The sequence below is a fragment of the Shewanella halifaxensis HAW-EB4 genome, from assembly GCF_000019185.1.
In the GTDB taxonomy this organism is placed as follows: domain Bacteria; phylum Pseudomonadota; class Gammaproteobacteria; order Enterobacterales; family Shewanellaceae; genus Shewanella; species Shewanella halifaxensis.
The window spans coordinates 3,742,845-3,762,073 of record NC_010334.1; the positions used below are offsets into that span (position 1 = coordinate 3,742,845).

Sequence of the window (19,229 nt, forward strand, 5' to 3'; positions counted from 1 at the left end):
ATCAACTCACTCTCTATTCGCTAACCCTCTATAAGTTAGCAATTAGTCGAACAGGCAAAAACTAGCCCGTTATTGCTTCGAACAAATGAATTAATCAGCCTTCTTATTCTCTGTATAGGCCTCACCTTCGCTCAACCACTTCGGTGCAGGTGTCCCTTTTAAGTAATGATCGAAATATTCCATCATGCGAATGCTGTAATCGAGTTTATTGGGGTATTTTTTAAGGTGATGAGGCTCATCTTGATACTGTAAGAACACCACATCTTTACCCGCTCGGCGCATCGCTAAATACAACTCAACCCCCTGCTCCCACGGCACCGCATCATCTTTATCACCAAACATGATCATCATAGGTGTTTTAATGCGTTCAACATAGAAAACTGGAGAGTTCTCAATATACTTTTGCGGGAACTTAAATAAACTTTCTCCAATGCGGCTTTGACCCGTTTCATACTGGAACTGTCTTGCTAGACCACTACCGTGACGAATACCGCTATAAGCACTGGTCATATTCGACACTGGCGCGCCAGTTACAGCAGCCTTAAAAATATTGGTTTTAGTTACTGCAAATGCTGTTTGATAACCGCCCCAAGAGTGACCTTGGATCCCCACAGCCTTTGGATCGGCAATACCAATATCAATCAAATGCTGCACACCTGATGTCAATGCTTGCACTGATGAATCACCAGGGTAACCCACTTCAAAGCGAATATCTGGTAGGAATATGGCATAACCGTTGTCAGCAAACCAGGCAAAATTTGGCCTATGGTTAATCTTCATCTGCGGGAAAGCATGCAATCTATCACTCATAAAACGATAAAAATAAACCAGTACAGGATAACGCTTACCTTCAACGTAATTGGTTGGCTTAATCAATACACCATCAAGTGGTTTACCATCGCCATTAGTCCACTGCACTAACTCTGACTGGCTCCAGTTAAAGGCTTCACGCTGCTTGTCTAGGTTCGTTTGACGGGTGGCATCTTGTGGAGAATCATAACTGCCACTATAGAGATCTGGGAACCGATCATACTGCTCCTTTGAATAGAGAATCGTCTCAGCATCTTTACTGCGCGCGAGTAACTTAAGTTTATAGTCACCATCCATTAATGGCGTGACACCTGCAACACCGATTTGAGCTTGATAAAAGCCATCACCTTTCGTGATATCACTGTAACCATGCAGCAGTACTTTCTCATCCCCCTTAAGTACGCTTGGATACTCCTTATCTTTAACCAGTCCAGTCACACGATACTGGACACCGTGCTTGCGGCCTTCCCCAGCAGTTAGCTTGAATGCATCATGGGATGTGGTACTGACCTGCCAAATATCAAATTTGTCATAAATCAATAATCCAGTATCGCCAGCAATCCAAGGCCCTAAACCATAGCTTGGAGCATTTGACGGGTAATCATGATCTTCATCGGCAAAAGAAACACCTAACGTTTTAGTGACATTAGTGCGCCTATCCTGCGCTATCTCATATAAAAATACGTTGCCATGTAAGTAATATGAGACAAACTTTTCGCCTGGAGATAATGTCGGTTCTTCAGAGGTGCTTTGCTGAGTGAGTAATGAGATCTTGCGACCAGTATTGAGATCAACCAAGTAAAAATCACGATAGAAACCAGCCCAAGTGATCATCTTACGATAAGGCAGATCAGAGCTTGCTAGTGCAAAGCGTTGCTGTTGCTGCACTTCAACATCCGGCACTATAAGGTCGCCAAGTTGCACAAGGTTATTACCATTGATATGTAATACCGCTAAATAGGTGCGTTTTAACTCTTTTTTATACTGCTTAACTTCATGAGGCTTAATACGGGGATCATCACCATGCCACACTCTTAATGCACGACTAGAAGTAATCACTTCTTTATCAAATAGATCGGCCTGACTTTCAACCTTGGCGATTTCTAACTGCTGACTCACCTGTGGTACGCGACCAAAAAACAAGCGCTGGCTATCATCAGAAAAGCGTAATTCGGCGTAGCGATTCAAGGTCCATTCTGGTGATTTTGGCGCTGCGGTAAGCTTGTTGTTCTCAAGATCCAATAAGGATAACTGATATTCACGACCATAAGGGGCGGCTTGAGCGTCACCATAGGTAAAACCTATGTACTTACCATCGTTACTCAGTGCAATTGAGCCTACTTGTTGCTGCTTTAAACTCTGTATAATCGATGCTGTATTGTCAGCAAGTTTAACCAGTCTCAGTTCATGCTTATTTGCCTCAATATTATTTATTGCTAAGGCAAAATGAATACCGGACTTATCAAAGTTAAAGGCAGTAACATCTTTAAATTTAATTGATTTTAAATTATTAAGAGTTACTAACTCGACAAGTGAGCCTTTATCATAATCATCAACTTTTAGCTCTTTGTTACCGTTTTCAGGCTTATCGGCTGATTTTTCATCTTTTTTATTTTCGTCAGCTTCAAACCAAATGGCTAAATGGCTACCCGTCTCGTTGAATTCAAAAGATTTAACACGCTCATAACGTATTTCTTTTCCTGTTGAGGTATCTAACAAAACTAAACCTGACTTGAGTTTCTTTTTAGCTTTCTTATTCGCCTGCTCAGAATCAAGCAAAGGGATTACATCAACAAATGCGACAAATCGACCGTCATGGCTGATTTTTGGCTTACTGCCTCCTTTTACACTAAACTGCTTATTCGCAACTAAGCTTTTGACTAAACCATGGCTATCACCACGATCTGGTGCTACTTCAACTGCGAGCATATTGCCCATATCTGAAATAACAGGCTTTTTAAGCGATTCGAACCGCATGATATCGTCGGGAGTGATGCTATTTGTGGCCGCCATCAAGTTTGCAGACAGCAAGCACGTCGAAAATAGCAATAATGACTTTATAGGTAGTGACTTCAAGGTCTTCCTCATTATTATTTTATTAGACTAAAGTAGACTTTTTAACCTTCTAACGAACAATCATCGTCATAAGCAGTTATTTATGCAAGTTACCCTACAGAAAAAAACGTGAGATTGCTCACTATTTACTGTGAAAGTTGTTTAAAAGTGTTTAAAATACATCGAATAAAAAGAAAAGAATTCAAAGTTACTTTCCATGTCCTAAGACATGGCCACACAATTGCAGTAACGCCTAACCTTGGTAGGACTATCCATGACAAAAAGAACTATAACCGTAATCCCTGGTGATGGGATTGGCCCAAGCATTATCGATTCAGCGCTTAAAATCCTTGATAAAGCAGGTTGTGATTTTGAGTATGAGTTTGCAGATGCGGGTTTGGTTGCATTAGAAAAGCACGGTGAACTATTACCTCAGCGTACCTTAGAACTTATCGAAAAGAATCGTATTACCCTTAAAGGCCCACTAACAACACCAGTTGGAGAAGGCTTTACTTCTATTAATGTTAGCCTACGTAAGCAATTTAGCCTTTACGCAAATGTACGCCCTGTTTTGTCTTTTAAAGGTACTCAGGCGCGTTATGACAATATCGACATCATCACGGTACGTGAAAATACCGAGGGTATGTACTCAGGCCTAGGTCAAACAGTATCTGATGATGGTGCGACTGCTGAAGCGACCAGTATCATTACGCGTCAAGGCGCTGAGCAGATCACTACATTTGCCTATGAACTTGCACGCAAAGAAGGCCGTAAAAAGGTCACCATCGTTCATAAAGCTAACATCATGAAGTCAACTTCAGGACTGTTTTTGAAGGTGGCCCGTGAAGTGAGCTTGCGCTACCCTGACATCACCACTGAAGAGATGATTGTCGATGCGACATGCATGAAGCTGGTAATGAATCCAGAAAACTTCGACGTGATTGTTACCACTAACCTATTCGGTGACATTCTGTCAGATCTTTGTGCTGGTCTTGTAGGTGGCCTAGGTATGGCACCTGGTGCAAACATTGGTCGTGATGCCGCTATCTTCGAAGCAGTACATGGCAGTGCACCCGATATTGCAGGTAAGAACCTAGCCAACCCAACTTCTGTTGTTCTTGCGTCGATTCAGATGCTTGAGTACTTGGGCATGTCCGATAAAGCTGAGCTAATTCGCGCAGCAATTACCGCCGTTATCGAAGAAGGCGACCGTACGACTCGCGATCTCGGTGGTACTCACGGCACAACAGACTTCACTCAGGCTGTCATTGAACGTCTATCTTAATCTGCTTCATCGGCAGTATTAATCGATAGCATTGATAGACAAGATTAAAAACCAAAAGGCCCCATGTTTTCACATGAGGCCTTTTTTATGCTCTTGCGTTAACCGAGTTTAAAACCAAGCTCGGCTAAGCTAGACAAAATTAAGCTAAATAAAATTAAGCTATTACCAAGGTTGAGACGGTCTCAAGCAAAGATGAACCGTCACTTCATCACGGTCATGGTAAAGATGCTTGGCCGCGATAGAGAAATCATCGACACCATTTTCTTTTAAGATCTCTTCCATCGTCGCTAGAATTGTCGAAACTTCTTTATAACGTGCCTTCATAGGCAGTTTTAAGTTGAAGATTGACTCTTTAAACCAGCCATTAATCGCCCATGCTTCAATAAGCTCGGCTACGCGAGATGGCTTTTCAATCATGTCACACACAAGCCAAGTGATGTTCTTTCTTGGAGGCTCGAATCTAAATCCATCGGCTTGGTAATGTTTTACCTGTCCGGTATCCATTAAACCTTGATCCATTGGACCGTTATCGACAGCCGCAACAAACATACCACGTCTCACAAGCTGATATGTCCAACCACCAGGACAAGCACCAAGATCCACCGCCTTCATACCACTACTTAGACGAGTTTCTTGTTCTTCTTTAGGAATAAAGTGAATAAAGGCTTCGTCAAGTTTAAGCGTCGAGCGACTCGGCGCGTCAGCAGCAATCTTAAGTCTTGGGATCCCCATAAAATAAGGCGAACTGTTATTGCTCAGTGAGAAACCAACATAAGCTTGACCAGATGCAACAAAACACACATGAATAATTGGACGCTTTGGGTTTTCTTTTTCAAGCAGTGCGCCCGACTTTTTCAATGCCTGTCTAAGCGGAACAGTGAACTTACGACAGAAGTTAGATAACTCTTTCGCTTCGTTCGTGTCAGGCGTTTCAACGCGCAATTCGCCTGCTTTGTGTACTTGAGCCAAGGCTTCAACAATCGGGCTAATTCTATCTTGTTCAGGTAAGCCTTTTAGTAACTCTTTTGCGGCAAACATCTGTCTGGCAAAAATAAGTGAGTCCAAGCTAATGTTTTTAGCCAAAACTTCAGCATCGCCGGCTTGAAAGCACTGAAAAATGACATAGGCATCATTGGTGTTGGTTTTTACAAATCCACCAATGTCGAGCTCAGCCGCGCGCACTTGGATCTCTGCAGCGCAATCTTTCTCGTAACCAGCACGGCAAAATAAAAATAGGTTTATCATTGAATTTCCTGAAGATAAAAATAATATCAATCAAAGTGTCATTTTAAAAAATGACACAAGGCTTCAAAAGCATAGCGCTTAAAACAGCCAGCGTATTTGAATAATTGATACAAAAAAGCGGCCAACAAAGTTGTTGCCCGCTATTTTACACTGTTCAAGCTTAGCTGTGTACTGTCTAAAATTTAATATCAGTACGCAGGTCTAATACATTGCCCGAGTCTGCTCTATATTCTTTCAAACAATCCAATAATATACAGCGCTTCTAGTCCAACTCTTTTACTCGATTGCGCCAAACGGCCAGCGCAATAAACAACCAGCCGAGTAAAAAGCAGACACCGCCCATTGGCGTAACCGGTCCGGTCCATTTCGCACCGATTAATGCGTATAGATATAGTGAACCCGAAAATAGCACCATACCGGCGATAAACAAATAACCGGCCCAATCTAACAAGCGAGACTTAATCCAATGTCCTGAAAACGCCACAACGATCAGTGCGAAGGTATGATAAAACTGATACTCGACACCTAAATTAAAAATGGCAATTAAATCGGCTGTTGCCACGTTTTTCAACCCGTGTGCACCAAATGCACCCAATGCTACTGCAATGAAACCACTTAATGCTGCTAGCAGCAAAAATCCATGACGCATTTAACCTCCAAAAGGCCTATCGACATAGCCGTCGACAGGTAGATAATTTGCACTCTAAGTAACTATATATCAAAAGTTATGGTTACTTATTGATAAAATTTCGTATAAACGAGATAGCTTCTGCCAGATTAGCCTCTAAGCTGGTCCCTGACGACTTGCGTGGTTTAAAACCATGATCGCCATCAGTTAACCAATGCAATTGGGCCTTTTTCATTATCGGCCAAGTTTCAACTAACCCTTTATGACCAAACTTATCGCGCTCACCTTGGATCACCATGATGGGTGCCAAACAGTTCTCTATCGGCTCTAAACGCGGTTCACCACCACTGAGTGGAATAAAGGGATAGCCTAAGCACACCACACCATCAACCTTTAGGCTCTCGGCCAAGATTGTCGACATGCGCCCACCCATCGACTTGCCTACTAAGTAGATTTTTTTAGGCTTAAACTGCAGCTTTAGAATACTAAGCTGCAGCGCATAATCGGCGATAAGCTTTGGAGCTCTATCCGGTGGGCGGCGTTTACCGTCGATGGCATTAGCACGCATGTAAGGAAAATTAAAACGCACGACACGAGCGCCACTCGCGGCGATGCCTTTAGCCATTGCCGTCATAAACTCATGCTGCATGTTTGCCCCAGCGCCATGAGTCAACACGATGAGCGTTTCACTGTTTGCACTATTAGCACTAGCAATGACATCCTCAACCAAATACTGGCTGGCATCGAAGACTAAGTCCTCGAGACCTAGGCCTGCAACAGCCTCTGCTAATTCCCCCGCTAAATACGCTTGCTTTAACTTATCCTGTAAGCAGCTCACTACGGGTCTCCTCTTCAAACATGTCAAGCATCCACTCTCTAAAGGCCGCAACCTTACCTATCTCGGCATGGTTTTGCTGGCACACTAGATAATATGCATTCTTACTGACTAAAACTTCAGGGAATGGACACACCAATCGTCCTGCTTTAATGTCGGGCCTTGCAAGCACACTGTAGCCTAGCGCCACACCTTGACCGTGGGCGGCCGCTTGCAACACAAGTGAAGAATGACTAAATATTGGCCCCTGGTTCACATTAATATCAGTAATTCCACACTGCCTAAACCAAGCCAACCAATCTTGGCGGCTAGAGTCATGTAATAAGGTGTGATTTTTAAGATCGCTCGGCTTCTCTAACGGCTTAGGACCATTGAGTAATAAAGGTGAACAGACCGGAATTAATACTTCATTTCTTAACTTATCGGCACGCATTCCAGGCCAGTTACCCATGCCATAATAGATGGCGACATCGACATCATCGGTGAGCGAGCTATCCTCGTCATCAACCGCTTTAATTCTGACATCGATCTCTGGATTTTTCTCGCTAAATTTGGCGAGTCTCGGTACGAGCCATTGAATAGCAAAGCTAGGCGAAGTCGCCACTGTAAGCGAGCCGATGGCGCTTCTTGCTAATAACCTATCGGTCGCATCTGCAAGCTGAGTGAAAATATCTTTGATATCGAGAAAGTAGCTTTGCCCCTCCTCGGTTAACAGCAATGAACGGTTCTTGCGACGGAATAATTTTAATCCAAGATACTCTTCTAACGCTTTAATTTGATGACTCACTGCAGCCTGAGTAACAAACAACTCTTCAGCTGCTCGAGTGAAGCTTAAATGCCTTGCTGCAGCCTCAAATGCCTTTACAGCATTTAGGGGAGGTAATCGTCTTGCCATAGTGATCCAGATCCCGATTTTTAATTAGTTTTTCTAATGAGCATTGTTACATTTTATCGTTTGTAAAGGCCAGTCTTTTTGTTCAAAATCAGCCCCAACGAAATGATACTAGTTGGACAACCTCTACGACGTAATGGGGCGTGTCTAACAACCCAAATTTTAGCCCGGAGGCTACCGCGTATGTTGAACCTAAAATCAGTATTTGTTATTGCTATGCTCAGCGTATCTGCATCTGTTAGCGCTGACGAAATCAGCATCGACACGAAAGATATTGAAGCGACATTAACTGCTAACTTAGCAGAAAGCATGGAATTAATGCAGGCACAGCTCACTTCGGAGCTCGATACCATGCTCGTTACTGATGAACAGAAAAAGACCCAAGAAGCGACTGCACAGCTAATATTAGCTGACTAATTCTGCGGTATCGGCTTCAACGTTAAAACCACCTCTACGGTGGTTTTTTTGTACCCATAAATTATGATTTAATAAATATTGAGCACAAAAAAGGCGACTTATATTAAGTCGCCTTTGCCATACCTACGCTAATAGTACTTACAAACTCAAGTTAAGGGCGGTAAACCTTAACATTGGTGTAACCTTGTTCTTGTAGATAAAGCGCCTGTAGCTTACTCATGACGCCACGGTCACAATAAAGTAGGTAACTCTTATCTTTATCTAAGTCTGCAAACTGGGTCGCTAATTTATAGAAGGGGATTGCCTTCACTTCGACACCATCAATTTTAAGTGGAGACTTCTCTTCCTCTTCAGGTGCTCGGACGTCAATAATAATTTCATTGGCATTAATCGAGTCAACGGTTTCTGTTTCAGTGATCTTGGTATCCATCTGCGTCGCAATCTCCCTAATATCGATAATTTCAGCGTCAGCAATCACGCGATCAAGTAAGTCTTCAGAGAATTTAGCTTCTTCCGCTTCAACCTTAGATAAGACCGCCTTTACTGTTGGCTTTTGCGAAATCACGCCACAATATTCAGGGATCGACTTGGCAAAATCTTCGGTTCCAATCTGACGGCTAAGGTTGATAATGTCTTGCTTATCCATGGCGATGAGTGGACGTAAGATTAACTGCTCAGTACAGCGATCGATCACATTCAAGTTAGTCAATGTTTGGCTAGATACCTGCCCCATCGCCTCACCCGTTACCAATGCTTGAATGCCCATCTTCTGTGCAACACGTGTTGCAGCGCGCATCATCATACGTTTTAAGATAACGCCCATCTGGCCGTTGTCGATGCGCTCAAGAATTTCTTGAACCACAGGATCAAACGGTACAGAGATAAATTTAACTTTATGCGACTCACCGTATTTCTGCCATAAATGATAAGCCACCTGCTTTACACCTATTTCGTGCTGGTCGCCACCTAAGTTAAAGAAACAGTAATGAGTACGTGAGCCACGCTTGATAAACTGATAACTGGATACGCCTGAATCGAAACCACCAGAGATCAGCGACAATACGTCTTCTTGGGTTGCCATAGGGAAGCCGCCAAGGCCTTCAATACGCTTATCAATAAGGTAAAGATTGTCATTATCGATCTCTAGATGCACAGTCATATCAGGATTTTTTAAACGAACACCTGCGGCCTCAGTAAACTGATTTAATCCACCACCGACATAGCGTTCAACTTCAATCGAGTTAAAGTCATGCTTACCTGCACGTTTTACACGTACACAAAATGTCTTACCCACTAATTGCTCTTTATAGGCAACTAAGGTTTGTTGGTAGATGTCATCAACAGAGGTAAAGGTGCTAACATTAACTTGCAATACGTGTGCAATACCTGGAATACAGGCTAAACGTTCACCAAATGCTTCAACCAGATCAGGCCTATCATCTGGTACCATTACCATGATTTTGTCCCACTGGCGCTGTACTTTCGCAGACTCATCTACTTTTTTAAGTACGTTACGAATGTTGGTCTCAAGCATCTTGGTAAAGCGCATTCTTACCGGCTTGCTTTTCATCATGATTTCAGGAAACAGTTTTACGATAAATTTCATTGGTCTTCCGCGAGGAGTTATTTAAACAGCAATTCACCGATTATAACAAGATCATGTGGCAATTGCGTATATCCAATCTCAGTTTGTCTCGACAAAACCGTAAATTTTCAGCTCAAACTGGGGCAGATAGAACAATAACACGCAAGCGAGTCACCTCGATTGCGTGTTATTCATTACTAAGCACTGTTGCTATTGGCCCACTTGGATCTCTGCTGATTCCTTGGCTTTGCCTTGTTCAATCGCAATTTCTACACGTCGATTTCGAGCACGGTTAGCACTGGAGTTGTTTTCAACTAACGGAGCCGATGATGCCATACCCACCACTTTCATACGCTGCTGATCAAAGCCCTTTACTCGAATAAGTTCATGAGCAACGGCAACGGCTCGTTTGCTCGAAAGATCCCAGTTCGAGCTATAGAGCTCATTGGAAATTTTCCAGTCATCGGTGTGCCCAGATACGGTTACAATCCCCGGCACATCTTTAAGTAGCTCACCGACACGACGCACAACAGGTTTAAACCTAGGCTGTAAGAATCCCGAACCAGAAGCAAACGATCCCTTTTCTCTAATTCGAATAATAATTTGCTGGCCTAGGGATTCGATTTCGATCGCGCCATCAACAATCTCTTTGTTGAGCTCCTGCGCCATCTTTTTTACTTGTTCATTTATCTTATCTTGAGCAGACGCTTGAGTCTTAGTGGACTCAGTTTCAGATTGCGCGGCAGATTCAGCCTTAGCTTCGGCCTCACTTTGCTCTACTGCCGTAGCCGATGCTTGACCGCCACGCTGCTCTCCGCGTTGCTGCTGAATCCCGCCGGCACTATCATCTTCGCCCGCTTGAAACTCAAGCATAGGTTCTGTCATTTCATTGGTTTGCTGATTAATAATCTCAATCGGTGTCGGCTCTGGCTTGCCTGGGCGAAACTCCAATGCGATAACTGAGGTGCCCTTTGGGATATCTTTCACTTCGACTTTATTTTGCACACCAAACGCATATTTCATTGAGCCAGCAATCTGCTTGAACTTCATCACATCCATTTCGGAAAATGCCAGCAGCAATACGAAGAAACACATTAACAGCGACATTAAGTCGGCAAAGGTTGCTAACCAAAGCGGTGCGCCTGGGGGTGGGCAATCACATTTGGCTTTTTTAGCCATCTGCTTACGCCCCGCCCAAGGTATCTATTGTTCTCGATTTTTCAGAAAGGTAGTTCTTTAGAAACCCTTCGATTACACGGGGATTCTGGCCATCTTGAATGGCCAATACTGCATCCATAATCAGGTTACGATTTAGCATCTCTTCATTCATTCTAAGGGATAACTTATCGGCAATCGGTAGTGCAACCATATTGGCAACCACGGCACCGTATAGTGTGGTTAACAGAGCCACCGCCATCGCCGGACCAATTGACTTGGGGTCGTCCATATTCGATAGCATGCCCACGAGACCGATTAGGGTACCAATCATGCCCATGGCAGGTGCCACATCGCCAATCGACTTAAAAATACCGATACCGGTTTTATGACGCTCCTCGGTAAGAGCGATATCTTTTTCTAGTGCATCGCGCACCACATCCCCATCGTGACCATCTACCAGCATGTCGACCGCTTTTTGCATAAAACTATTACTGATCTCGGCCTCTTCCAATGCTAAAAAACCACCTTTACGCGCCGCATCGGCCATAGAGATAGATTGTTCAATAAGATCTTCAGGTTTGTCTAACTTGAAAATAAAAGCCTTGGCTGCAATCTTAGCGGAGCCTAAAAACTGTTTAAGGTTATATTTCATCATAACGACGAACAAGGATCCAATCATCACGATAAGAATCGAGGGCACGTTAATAAAAATCCCGATGCCACCACTACTGGCCATTGCCATGATAATGAAAGCAAATGCGCCAATAAGTCCAATTAGGGTTGCTAAATCCAAAACCGCTCCTCAAATACCAATCAAAACACTGCTTACCTGCAGTCTCGAATGCTAATTGCTACATATAATGCCAAGAATAATTTAGTAGCTAAAATATTACGCCTTTGCTGTCACGGCAAGCGACAAGTCACCAAACACTTCATTAGGAGTCATATTTTCAGCATTTCAACTTATATAACGACCAAAAAAAGGATCTCTTGAGTGATATTTCCAGCAAATCTTGCGCAGTTTCCGTTAAAATACCCCTTCACTCGCAGGAACACGTCCGATGCCTTCCGATATGATCCTTGATCTATTATCTGTTGGCTTGCGCATATTTGACTAACAATGAAAGCAGGTTTGATATCGAAAGCGTGCTTTTGCGCAAATAGTCAGCGGCTTAATTTGACCCATGTGCCCTGCTGATATACTTTGTGTACCGCTTATTTCTAGGAATGATCATCGTGGCAAAAAAACCAGAAAATCTCTCATTTGAAGATTCACTTTCCGAGCTAGAAAAAATCGTAACCGACTTAGAGCATGGCGATATCGCTCTCGATGATGCCTTAAAGCAATTCGAACGCGGAATTAAGCTTGTTCGAAATAGCCAGAGCAAGTTAGAAAATGCTCAGCAAAAAGTAGCCGTGTTAATGCAAGAAGAGGGTGTAGACACTCTCAAACCTTATGATATCGAGGGTGAGTAATTGTTAGTAGAGTCACTTAAGCGATACCAGCTGCGCAGTAACCAGCAGCTTGAATTACGTATCGATGCGCTCGAAGATATTGATCCACAGCTCAAAGCCGCAATGAAACATGGTGCCTTGATTGGTGGAAAGCGTATTAGACCCTTTTTGGTTTATGCCATCGGCGACATGTTAGGTGTTAAGCTGACAACACTGGATTCCTGCGCAGCGGCTATCGAGTGTATCCATGCCTACTCACTGATCCATGACGACCTGCCAGCTATGGATGACGACGCATTACGTCGTGGTCAACCCACGGTACATATTGCTTTTGATGAAGCCACTGCCATATTAGCCGGTGATGCACTACAAGCACTTGCGTTTGAAATCATCAGCGATCCCATCGAAAACATTACTCCATCACAAAATTTAGCCATGGTTAAAGCCTTAGCTAATGCCTCTGGGTATAGTGGTATGTGTGGTGGTCAGGCGATGGACTTAAGCGCAACCAACAAGCAGATTGAATTAGCCACCTTAATAAAGCTTCACAAACTAAAAACCGGTGCTCTTATTCGATGTGCCGTTGAGTTTGCTATTATCGCCGCAAAAGTCGATGGACAAGAACGTCAGGCGTTACTCGATTTTGCCGATGCCATTGGCCTCGCTTTTCAGGTGCAAGATGACGTGCTCGATATCATCGCTAGCACCGAAGAACTCGGAAAACCGCAAGGTTCCGATACAGATTCAAACAAAAGTACCTATCCAAAGTTACTTGGATTAGAGGGCGCTCAAAAAACTGCTTCAAGTTTGATTGAGGACGCACTATCAGCGCTGGCCAAATTACCATACAATAGCCAGCTAATTGCAGAATTCGCCCGTTATATCATTGAGCGAAGAGTTTAATAAAGAGACAAAGAATCTCGATATGAGTTTTGATATTTCTCAATTTCCTGTGCTTGCACAGGCTAATACCCCAGATGAGCTAAGACAGCTCCCTCAAGCAGTATTGCCACAATTGGCAGACGAACTTCGAGGTTTCCTACTGAAGTCTGTTGGTAAATCAAGCGGTCACTTTGCATCGGGTCTAGGCACGGTGGAACTCACCGTGGCACTTCATTATGTGTACAACACACCATTTGACAGACTCGTTTGGGACGTAGGCCACCAAGCCTATCCACACAAAATCTTAACGGGTCGCCGTGAAAAGATGCATACCATTCGCCAAAAAGGCGGTGTGCACCCTTTCCCTTGGCGTGAAGAAAGTGAATACGACACCTTTAGTGTGGGTCACTCTGGTACTTCTATTAGTGCCGCGCTTGCAATGGCTGTTGCAGCGGAAAAAGAGCAAGCGGGGCGTAAAGTGGTTGCCGTTATCGGCGACGGTGCTATGACGGGCGGCATGGTATTTGAAGCCATGAACCACGCTGGTGACCTGCATAACGATATGCTAGTGGTGCTAAACGATAACGAGATGTCTATCTCGGAAAACGTAGGCGCACTCAACAATCACTTAGCTCAGCTAATGTCTGGCCGTTTCTATACCACCATACGTGAAAGCAGCAAGAAAGTGCTTCAAGGTATGCCGGTTATCAAGGAGATGGCAAAGCGCACCGAAGAGCACCTTAAAGGCATGGTTGTGCCAGGCACTCTATTTGAAGAGCTAGGCTTTAACTACATAGGCCCGATTGATGGCCATGATGTTGATGCGCTCGTTGAAACCATGCGTAATATGCGTAATCTAAGTGGTCCGCAGATTTTACATATCATGACCAAAAAAGGTCGTGGCTATGAACCAGCCGAAAAAGATCCTATCGGTTGGCATGCAGTGCCTAAGTTTGATCCTTCAACCTTTGAAAAGCCTGCAGCCAAGCCATGCGACCCGACCTTCTCTGAAGTGTTTGGTAAGTGGCTTTGTGATATTGCTGAAAAAGATGAAAAAGTCTTGGGTATTACGCCTGCTATGCGCGAAGGTTCAGGTATGGTTGAGTTTTCTCAGCGCTTTCCTAAACAATACTTTGACGCAGCGATTGCCGAACAACATGCAGTCACCTTCGGCGCCGGCTTTGCCTGTGAAGGATACAAGCCTGTTGTGGCGATTTACTCAACCTTTCTACAGCGTGGTTACGATCAATTGATCCACGACGTTGCTCTGCAAAGACTACCGGTGCTGTTTGCTATCGACCGTGGTGGTATTGTTGGTGCCGATGGCCCAACTCACCAAGGTGCATTCGACTTAAGCTTTATGCGCATAGTGCCAAATATGGTGATTATGGCGCCATCAGATGAAAACGAATGTCGCCAGATGCTGTACACAGGTTATTGCTATAACGACGGCCCAACGGCTGTGCGCTATCCTCGCGGTAGTGCTACCGGAGCTAAGCAAGTTGAAACCATGACGGCGATGCCGATTGGTAAAGGCTTGCTCAAACGCCAAGGGCAAAAAATCGCAATCCTTAACTTTGGTACCACATTAGCCAGCTGCCTAGTCGCCGCAGAAGCACTTGATGCGACCGTTGCCGATATGCGCTTCGTGAAGCCGCTTGATGTTGAGCTGGTTAAAGAGCTTGCTGCTAATCACGATGTGCTAGTCACTGTTGAAGAGAACGCGATTATGGGCGGTGCGGGCTCGGGTGTACTAGAGCTATTGCAGACTCTGAAGATGCCAAAGCCAGTATTACTTATTGGTTTGCCAGATGAGTTCATTAAGCACGGTGCACCGGAAGAGATCACCAGTGAGCTTGGCTTAGATGCTGCGGGGATCCAAAAGCAGATCGAAGACTTTATCGCTTAAATGCTAAGCTCTTGAATCTGAAAAATAGCGAAATAAAAAGGACTGCCTAGGCAGTCCTTTTTTAGGCTTGTGCTAACCGCTAAGCTAGCAACAGCCATATTTGGCTTTAGCTAGAAAACTAGCCTTGAGAAACCATTACCATCGCAGGGCGAAGTAGGCGGTCATTTAGGGTGTAACCCTTCTGCATCACCATCATTACAGTGTTGGCAGGGAAATCAGCACTTGGCTGCATACCGATAGCTTGGTGTAGCTCAGGGTTAAATGTATCGCCCAGAGGATCGACTTGCGTCAGACCAAACTTCTCAACCGTACTCACAAAGCTCTTTGCCGTCAGCTCTACGCCTTCGTAAATGGCTTTTGTCGCTTCCGCTTCGGCATCGGTACCTTGCAGAGCGCGCTCCATGTTATCTAAAACAGGTAGCAACTCGTTGATAAATTTTTCTAAGGCAAATTTGTGCGCCTTCTCGACATCAATCGCTGAACGACGACGGATGTTGTCTACCTCGGCTGCTGCACGGATCACTGAGTCTTTCTGAGATTCAACTTTAGTTTCAGCTTCTTGCAAAGCTTTTTCTAACTCTTCAACACGGAAATTGGCTTGAGTTAACTCATCCATTAAAGAGGCTTCACCTGTTGCTTCTGTACCGTTTTCGTTAAGCAATTCGCCTTCGACGATCTCTTCAACTTGGTTATCTTGTGCTTTATTTGTTTGGTTGCTCATTTTTGCTCCAGCTAAAAATGCTTTGTTTCTGCATGCTCTAGGCATATTATGGGGATCAATTTGAAGGTTTCAAGGCCTAAAGCTGGATCTAACATAAATATGAGCAATACGTTTCACACAATTGGTCTAATTGGTAAACCGAATCACAAAGGAACCACACTGACCTTAAAAAGGTTGCATCATTGGCTTAGCATGCAGGGCTATAAGGTGTTGGTCGAAGAAAGAGTTGCCGGAGAGCTTGGACCTCAAGTTCAGTCAGTCGATCTATTAGAGATCGGTGAGCAATGTGATTTAGCCATTGTTGTCGGCGGTGACGGTAATATGCTGGGTGCAGCTCGAGTACTCGCAAGATTCAGTGTCGGCGTCATTGGGGTTAACCGCGGTAACTTAGGTTTTTTAACTGACCTGCCACCCGACTCTTTTGAAGAAGCGTTATCAAAGGTACTCGAAGGTGAGTTTGAAATTGAGCAGCGCTTCCTACTCGAAGCAGAAGTGCATCGCCATGGTGAGTTAAAATCGAGTAATACCGCTGTAAACGAAGCCGTACTGCACCCCGGTAAAATTGCTTATATGATTGAGTTTGAAGTCTATATCGATGACAAATTCATGTATAGCCAACGCGCTGACGGTATAATTATTTCCACTCCAACGGGCTCTACGGCCTATTCATTGTCTGCCGGTGGCGCAATTTTAACGCCTAACCTTTCCGCCGTGATCTTAGTCCCTATGTTTCCCCATACCCTCTCATGCCGACCAATTGTAGTCGATGCAGCAAGCATTATTAAGCTTGTGGTCTCGCCACATAACAGCGATAACTTAGAAGTCAGTTGTGATGGCCACGTTCACCTTTCTGTACTACCTGGAGATGAGATAATCATCAAGCGTAGCCAAGAAACCTTAAGACTGGTGCACCCGAAAGGGCATAACTATTTCCACGTTCTCCGTACCAAGCTGGGTTGGGGAAGTAAGCTTTTCTAAGTCACCACAGATGCCGATAGACTTTTAGTCATACTTATCGGCATCTGCTCGCCTCAATAATATGTTCAAAACCTCACCAGCCTTCCTATGTAACTTTCATGACATTGGTGTTAATTAGCTACAGTTCTTATTCTGCCTTGATTCAATAGCATCAAAACAAAATATTATTCATAAAAAATCAACTCGATTGAAAACATTAACTTAGATTAATAATGATAAATAAGACTGCAAAACATAGCAGCAAAACGAGACATAAGTCACACCAAGTTTAAGTTCTATATACCTTATTTGCTGTCACATCGGAAATTTGCCGATCAAATCTAAGACGAATAATCTTCAAGTTAATACAATTTGATACGTTTAGTGCTAAAAACGATCTCTTTTATACTTTCCCTATGCCTACCTAGCATTCAACCTATAATTTTACGTGACACGGATCACAGAGCAAGCCACAACAAAACTGTGATCAGTCTCACTAATGGCATTATCAACCACAATTGACGAGCTGATTGATCTGGATCACGTTCTCGATTTTCTAAATAACGTCTATTACGCACCGCTACCCGTAATAACTATAAATTTAAGATACGGTTTGGGTAGTCACTAATGTTCACCACTCAAATTTGAATACAGTTTGAGTAGTAACAATTAATGTTAGCGACTCAAATCTAAACATTTGAAAGCAACAATTGAAGTTAGACACTCAAACATATCGAGGCAAGTATGACCTTTATTCAACTACTCGCAAGCTTAACGCCGATCATCAGCGTAATGCTGTTTCTAGTCTTGCTACGGATGCCTGCATCTAGAGCAATGCCCATCTCTATGGTTTTCACCGGACTCGCCGCCGTATTCGTCTGGCAGATGGACACCACCTTCCTCGCCGCCTCCGTGGTAGAGGGACTACTTTCAGCTTTAACGCCATTGACTATCATTTTCGGCGCGGTGTTTCTGCTTAATACCCTCAAGTATTCTGGAGCCATGGACACGATTCGAGCTGGCTTCACCAATATTAGCGGCGATGCTCGTGTGCAGATCATTATCATCTGTTGGCTATTTGGCTCATTTATCGAAGGCTCTGCTGGCTTTGGCACCCCTGCTGCAATTGCAGCTCCGCTCTTGGTCTTACTCGGCATTCCACCGATTGCCGCGGCGGTAGTCGCCCTGATTGCAGATTCAACCTCGGTGTCTTTTGGTGCCATCGGCCTGCCAGTACTATTTGGTATGGAGCAAGGATTAACCCAAGGCGGCGCAAATATGGCCGCACAGCAGATAGCCCAGCACGGTGGCAGCTTCGCCGATTTTGCGCAATTTATTGCCATGCACATGATCACTATCGATTTAATCACTGGTACCCTTATCCCTCTCACCATGGTGGCGATATTGACAGGCTTCTTCGGCCGCAATAAGTCATTTAAAGAGGGCCTAGCAATCTGGAAGTTTGCCCTATTTGCGGGTCTTGCCTTCACGGTTCCTGCTTGGTTAATCAACTACTTTGCAGGACCAGAGTTCCCGTCGGTTATCGGTGCACTTGTGGGTATGGCATTAGTGATCCCAGTTGCTAAGAAAGGATACCTATTACCAAAAGAGCAATGGAATGACTTTGCTGAAAATGATGGACAAGAGCGCCAGGAACTTGAGACTGAAGTGAAGTTCTCACAACTTGCGGCTTGGTCTCCTTACCTCATCATGGCGTCACTACTCGTGCTATCACGTACCGTTGAGCCACTGAAAGCCTGGTTATCTAGCTTTAATATCAGCTGGACAGGCTTATTAGGCACTGAATTAAAAGCGGGCTTTGCCACCTTGTATGCACCAGGCGCTTTCTTTGTTTTAGTGTGTATCCTAGGTTTCTTCCTATTTAGAATGAAATCACCGGCAATTAAAGAGACTATCTCTGTTTCTTGTAAGTCGATGGTGCCCACCATTATCTCCCTTGGCGCATCAGTGCCTATGGTGAAAATTTTCCTAAACTCAGGTGAAAACGCATCGGGCTTAGCCTCTATGCCAGTAGCACTGGCCGATACCTTGGCAAACAGCATGGGCGCAGTTTGGGCTTGGGTATCACCGATTGTGGGTATTTTTGGCGCCTTCCTATCTGGCTCTGCGACCTTCTCAAACATGATGTTCTCAGGCCTTCAATATAGTGTTGCCGACAATATTGGTGCAAACCATGCGCTCATTTTGGCTATGCAAGGCATTGGTGCCAATGCCGGTAATATGATGTGTGTGATGAACGTCGTTGCAGCTGCAACCGTTGTGGGCATGGCTGGACGTGAATCCGAGATCATCCGCAAGACGATGCCAGTTGCACTCGGCTATGCGCTAGTCGCAGGGACTATCGCCGCAGTTTGGGGCGGATTCTAGCTGCTCC

General features: G+C 44.3%; 16 protein-coding genes. 7 read left to right on the plus strand and 9 right to left on the minus strand.

All coding sequences use genetic code 11. From position 1 onward, the window contains the following. Positions 1 to 90: 90 nt before the first annotated feature. Complete coding sequence (locus SHAL_RS15855) at positions 91 to 2,886, minus strand: alpha/beta hydrolase family protein (RefSeq protein ID WP_041416054.1); 2,796 nt, start codon at positions 2,884 to 2,886, stop codon at positions 91 to 93. Between the two features lie 253 nt (positions 2,887 to 3,139). Here SHAL_RS15855 and SHAL_RS15860 point away from each other — a divergent pair, with 253 nt between their 5' ends. Then, positions 3,140 to 4,150: an isocitrate dehydrogenase gene (locus SHAL_RS15860; RefSeq protein ID WP_012278143.1), complete on the plus strand. Its 1,011-nt coding sequence runs from the start codon at positions 3,140 to 3,142 to the stop codon at positions 4,148 to 4,150. Positions 4,151 to 4,312: 162 nt separating this feature from the next. On the opposite strand, the gene rlmM is transcribed toward SHAL_RS15860, so the two are convergent. From rlmM to SHAL_RS15880, 4 genes are all read right to left on the minus strand, one after another. Further along, complete coding sequence (gene rlmM, locus SHAL_RS15865; RefSeq protein WP_012278144.1) at positions 4,313 to 5,395, minus strand: 23S rRNA (cytidine(2498)-2'-O)-methyltransferase RlmM; 1,083 nt, start codon at positions 5,393 to 5,395, stop codon at positions 4,313 to 4,315. A gap of 262 nt (positions 5,396 to 5,657) precedes the next feature. Further along, entirely contained in the window at positions 5,658 to 6,044 is a 387-nt protein-coding gene (locus tag SHAL_RS15870; protein WP_012278145.1) for a DUF423 domain-containing protein, read from the minus strand. Positions 6,045 to 6,126: 82 nt separating this feature from the next. Beyond that, positions 6,127 to 6,861, minus strand: a complete 735-nt coding sequence (locus tag SHAL_RS15875; protein WP_012278146.1) for an alpha/beta fold hydrolase — start codon at positions 6,859 to 6,861, stop codon at positions 6,127 to 6,129. Then, a complete protein-coding gene (locus tag SHAL_RS15880; RefSeq protein ID WP_012278147.1) occupies positions 6,842 to 7,753 on the minus strand; it encodes a transcriptional regulator GcvA in 912 nt (303 codons plus the stop codon). Before SHAL_RS15880 ends, SHAL_RS15875 begins: the two co-directional genes overlap by 20 nt. A gap of 180 nt (positions 7,754 to 7,933) precedes the next feature. Here SHAL_RS15880 and SHAL_RS15885 point away from each other — a divergent pair, with 180 nt between their 5' ends. Further along, entirely contained in the window at positions 7,934 to 8,167 is a 234-nt protein-coding gene (locus SHAL_RS15885; RefSeq protein ID WP_012278148.1) for a hypothetical protein, read from the plus strand. 151 nt (positions 8,168 to 8,318) lie between these two features. On the opposite strand, the gene thiI is transcribed toward SHAL_RS15885, so the two are convergent. The 3 genes from thiI to pomA all read right to left on the minus strand — a co-directional run bounded on the left by thiI (position 8,319) and on the right by pomA (position 11,703). After that, complete coding sequence (thiI, locus tag SHAL_RS15890; RefSeq protein WP_012278149.1) at positions 8,319 to 9,773, minus strand: tRNA uracil 4-sulfurtransferase ThiI; 1,455 nt, start codon at positions 9,771 to 9,773, stop codon at positions 8,319 to 8,321. 189 nt (positions 9,774 to 9,962) lie between these two features. Then, on the minus strand, positions 9,963 to 10,931 hold the full coding sequence (locus tag SHAL_RS15895) for a flagellar motor protein MotB (RefSeq protein WP_012278150.1): 969 nt from the start codon (positions 10,929 to 10,931) through the stop codon (positions 9,963 to 9,965). Positions 10,932 to 10,935: 4 nt separating this feature from the next. After that, positions 10,936 to 11,703, minus strand: a complete 768-nt coding sequence (pomA, locus tag SHAL_RS15900) for a flagellar motor protein PomA (protein ID WP_012278151.1) — start codon at positions 11,701 to 11,703, stop codon at positions 10,936 to 10,938. 443 nt (positions 11,704 to 12,146) lie between these two features. On the opposite strand from pomA, the gene xseB reads away from it, so the two are divergent. The 3 genes from xseB to dxs are packed head-to-tail and all read left to right on the plus strand — an operon-like array spanning position 12,147 to position 15,156. Further along, positions 12,147 to 12,386 carry an exodeoxyribonuclease VII small subunit gene (gene xseB, locus SHAL_RS15905; protein ID WP_190273609.1) on the plus strand — a complete coding sequence of 80 codons (240 nt, stop codon included), beginning with the start codon at positions 12,147 to 12,149 and terminating at the stop codon, positions 12,384 to 12,386. After that, positions 12,387 to 13,268: a (2E,6E)-farnesyl diphosphate synthase gene (ispA, locus tag SHAL_RS15910; protein WP_012278153.1), complete on the plus strand. Its 882-nt coding sequence runs from the start codon at positions 12,387 to 12,389 to the stop codon at positions 13,266 to 13,268. 22 nt (positions 13,269 to 13,290) lie between these two features. Further along, the gene (gene dxs, locus SHAL_RS15915; RefSeq protein ID WP_012278154.1) at positions 13,291 to 15,156 is read left to right on the plus strand and encodes a 1-deoxy-D-xylulose-5-phosphate synthase; all 1,866 of its coding nucleotides are present in this window, start codon (positions 13,291 to 13,293) and stop codon (positions 15,154 to 15,156) included. A 118-nt stretch (positions 15,157 to 15,274) separates the two neighbouring features. On the opposite strand, the gene grpE is transcribed toward dxs, so the two are convergent. Then, positions 15,275 to 15,877, minus strand: coding sequence for a nucleotide exchange factor GrpE (grpE, locus tag SHAL_RS15920; protein WP_012278155.1), 603 nt, complete (start codon positions 15,875 to 15,877; stop codon positions 15,275 to 15,277). Between the two features lie 99 nt (positions 15,878 to 15,976). Here grpE and nadK point away from each other — a divergent pair, with 99 nt between their 5' ends. Continuing rightward, positions 15,977 to 16,855 (plus strand): NAD(+) kinase, encoded by an 879-nt coding sequence (gene nadK / locus SHAL_RS15925; RefSeq protein ID WP_041416055.1) that lies wholly within the window; start codon positions 15,977 to 15,979, stop codon positions 16,853 to 16,855. A 723-nt stretch (positions 16,856 to 17,578) separates the two neighbouring features. Then, positions 17,579 to 19,222 carry an L-lactate permease gene (locus tag SHAL_RS15930; RefSeq protein ID WP_012278157.1) on the plus strand — a complete coding sequence of 548 codons (1,644 nt, stop codon included), beginning with the start codon at positions 17,579 to 17,581 and terminating at the stop codon, positions 19,220 to 19,222. Positions 19,223 to 19,229 lie beyond the last annotated feature (7 nt).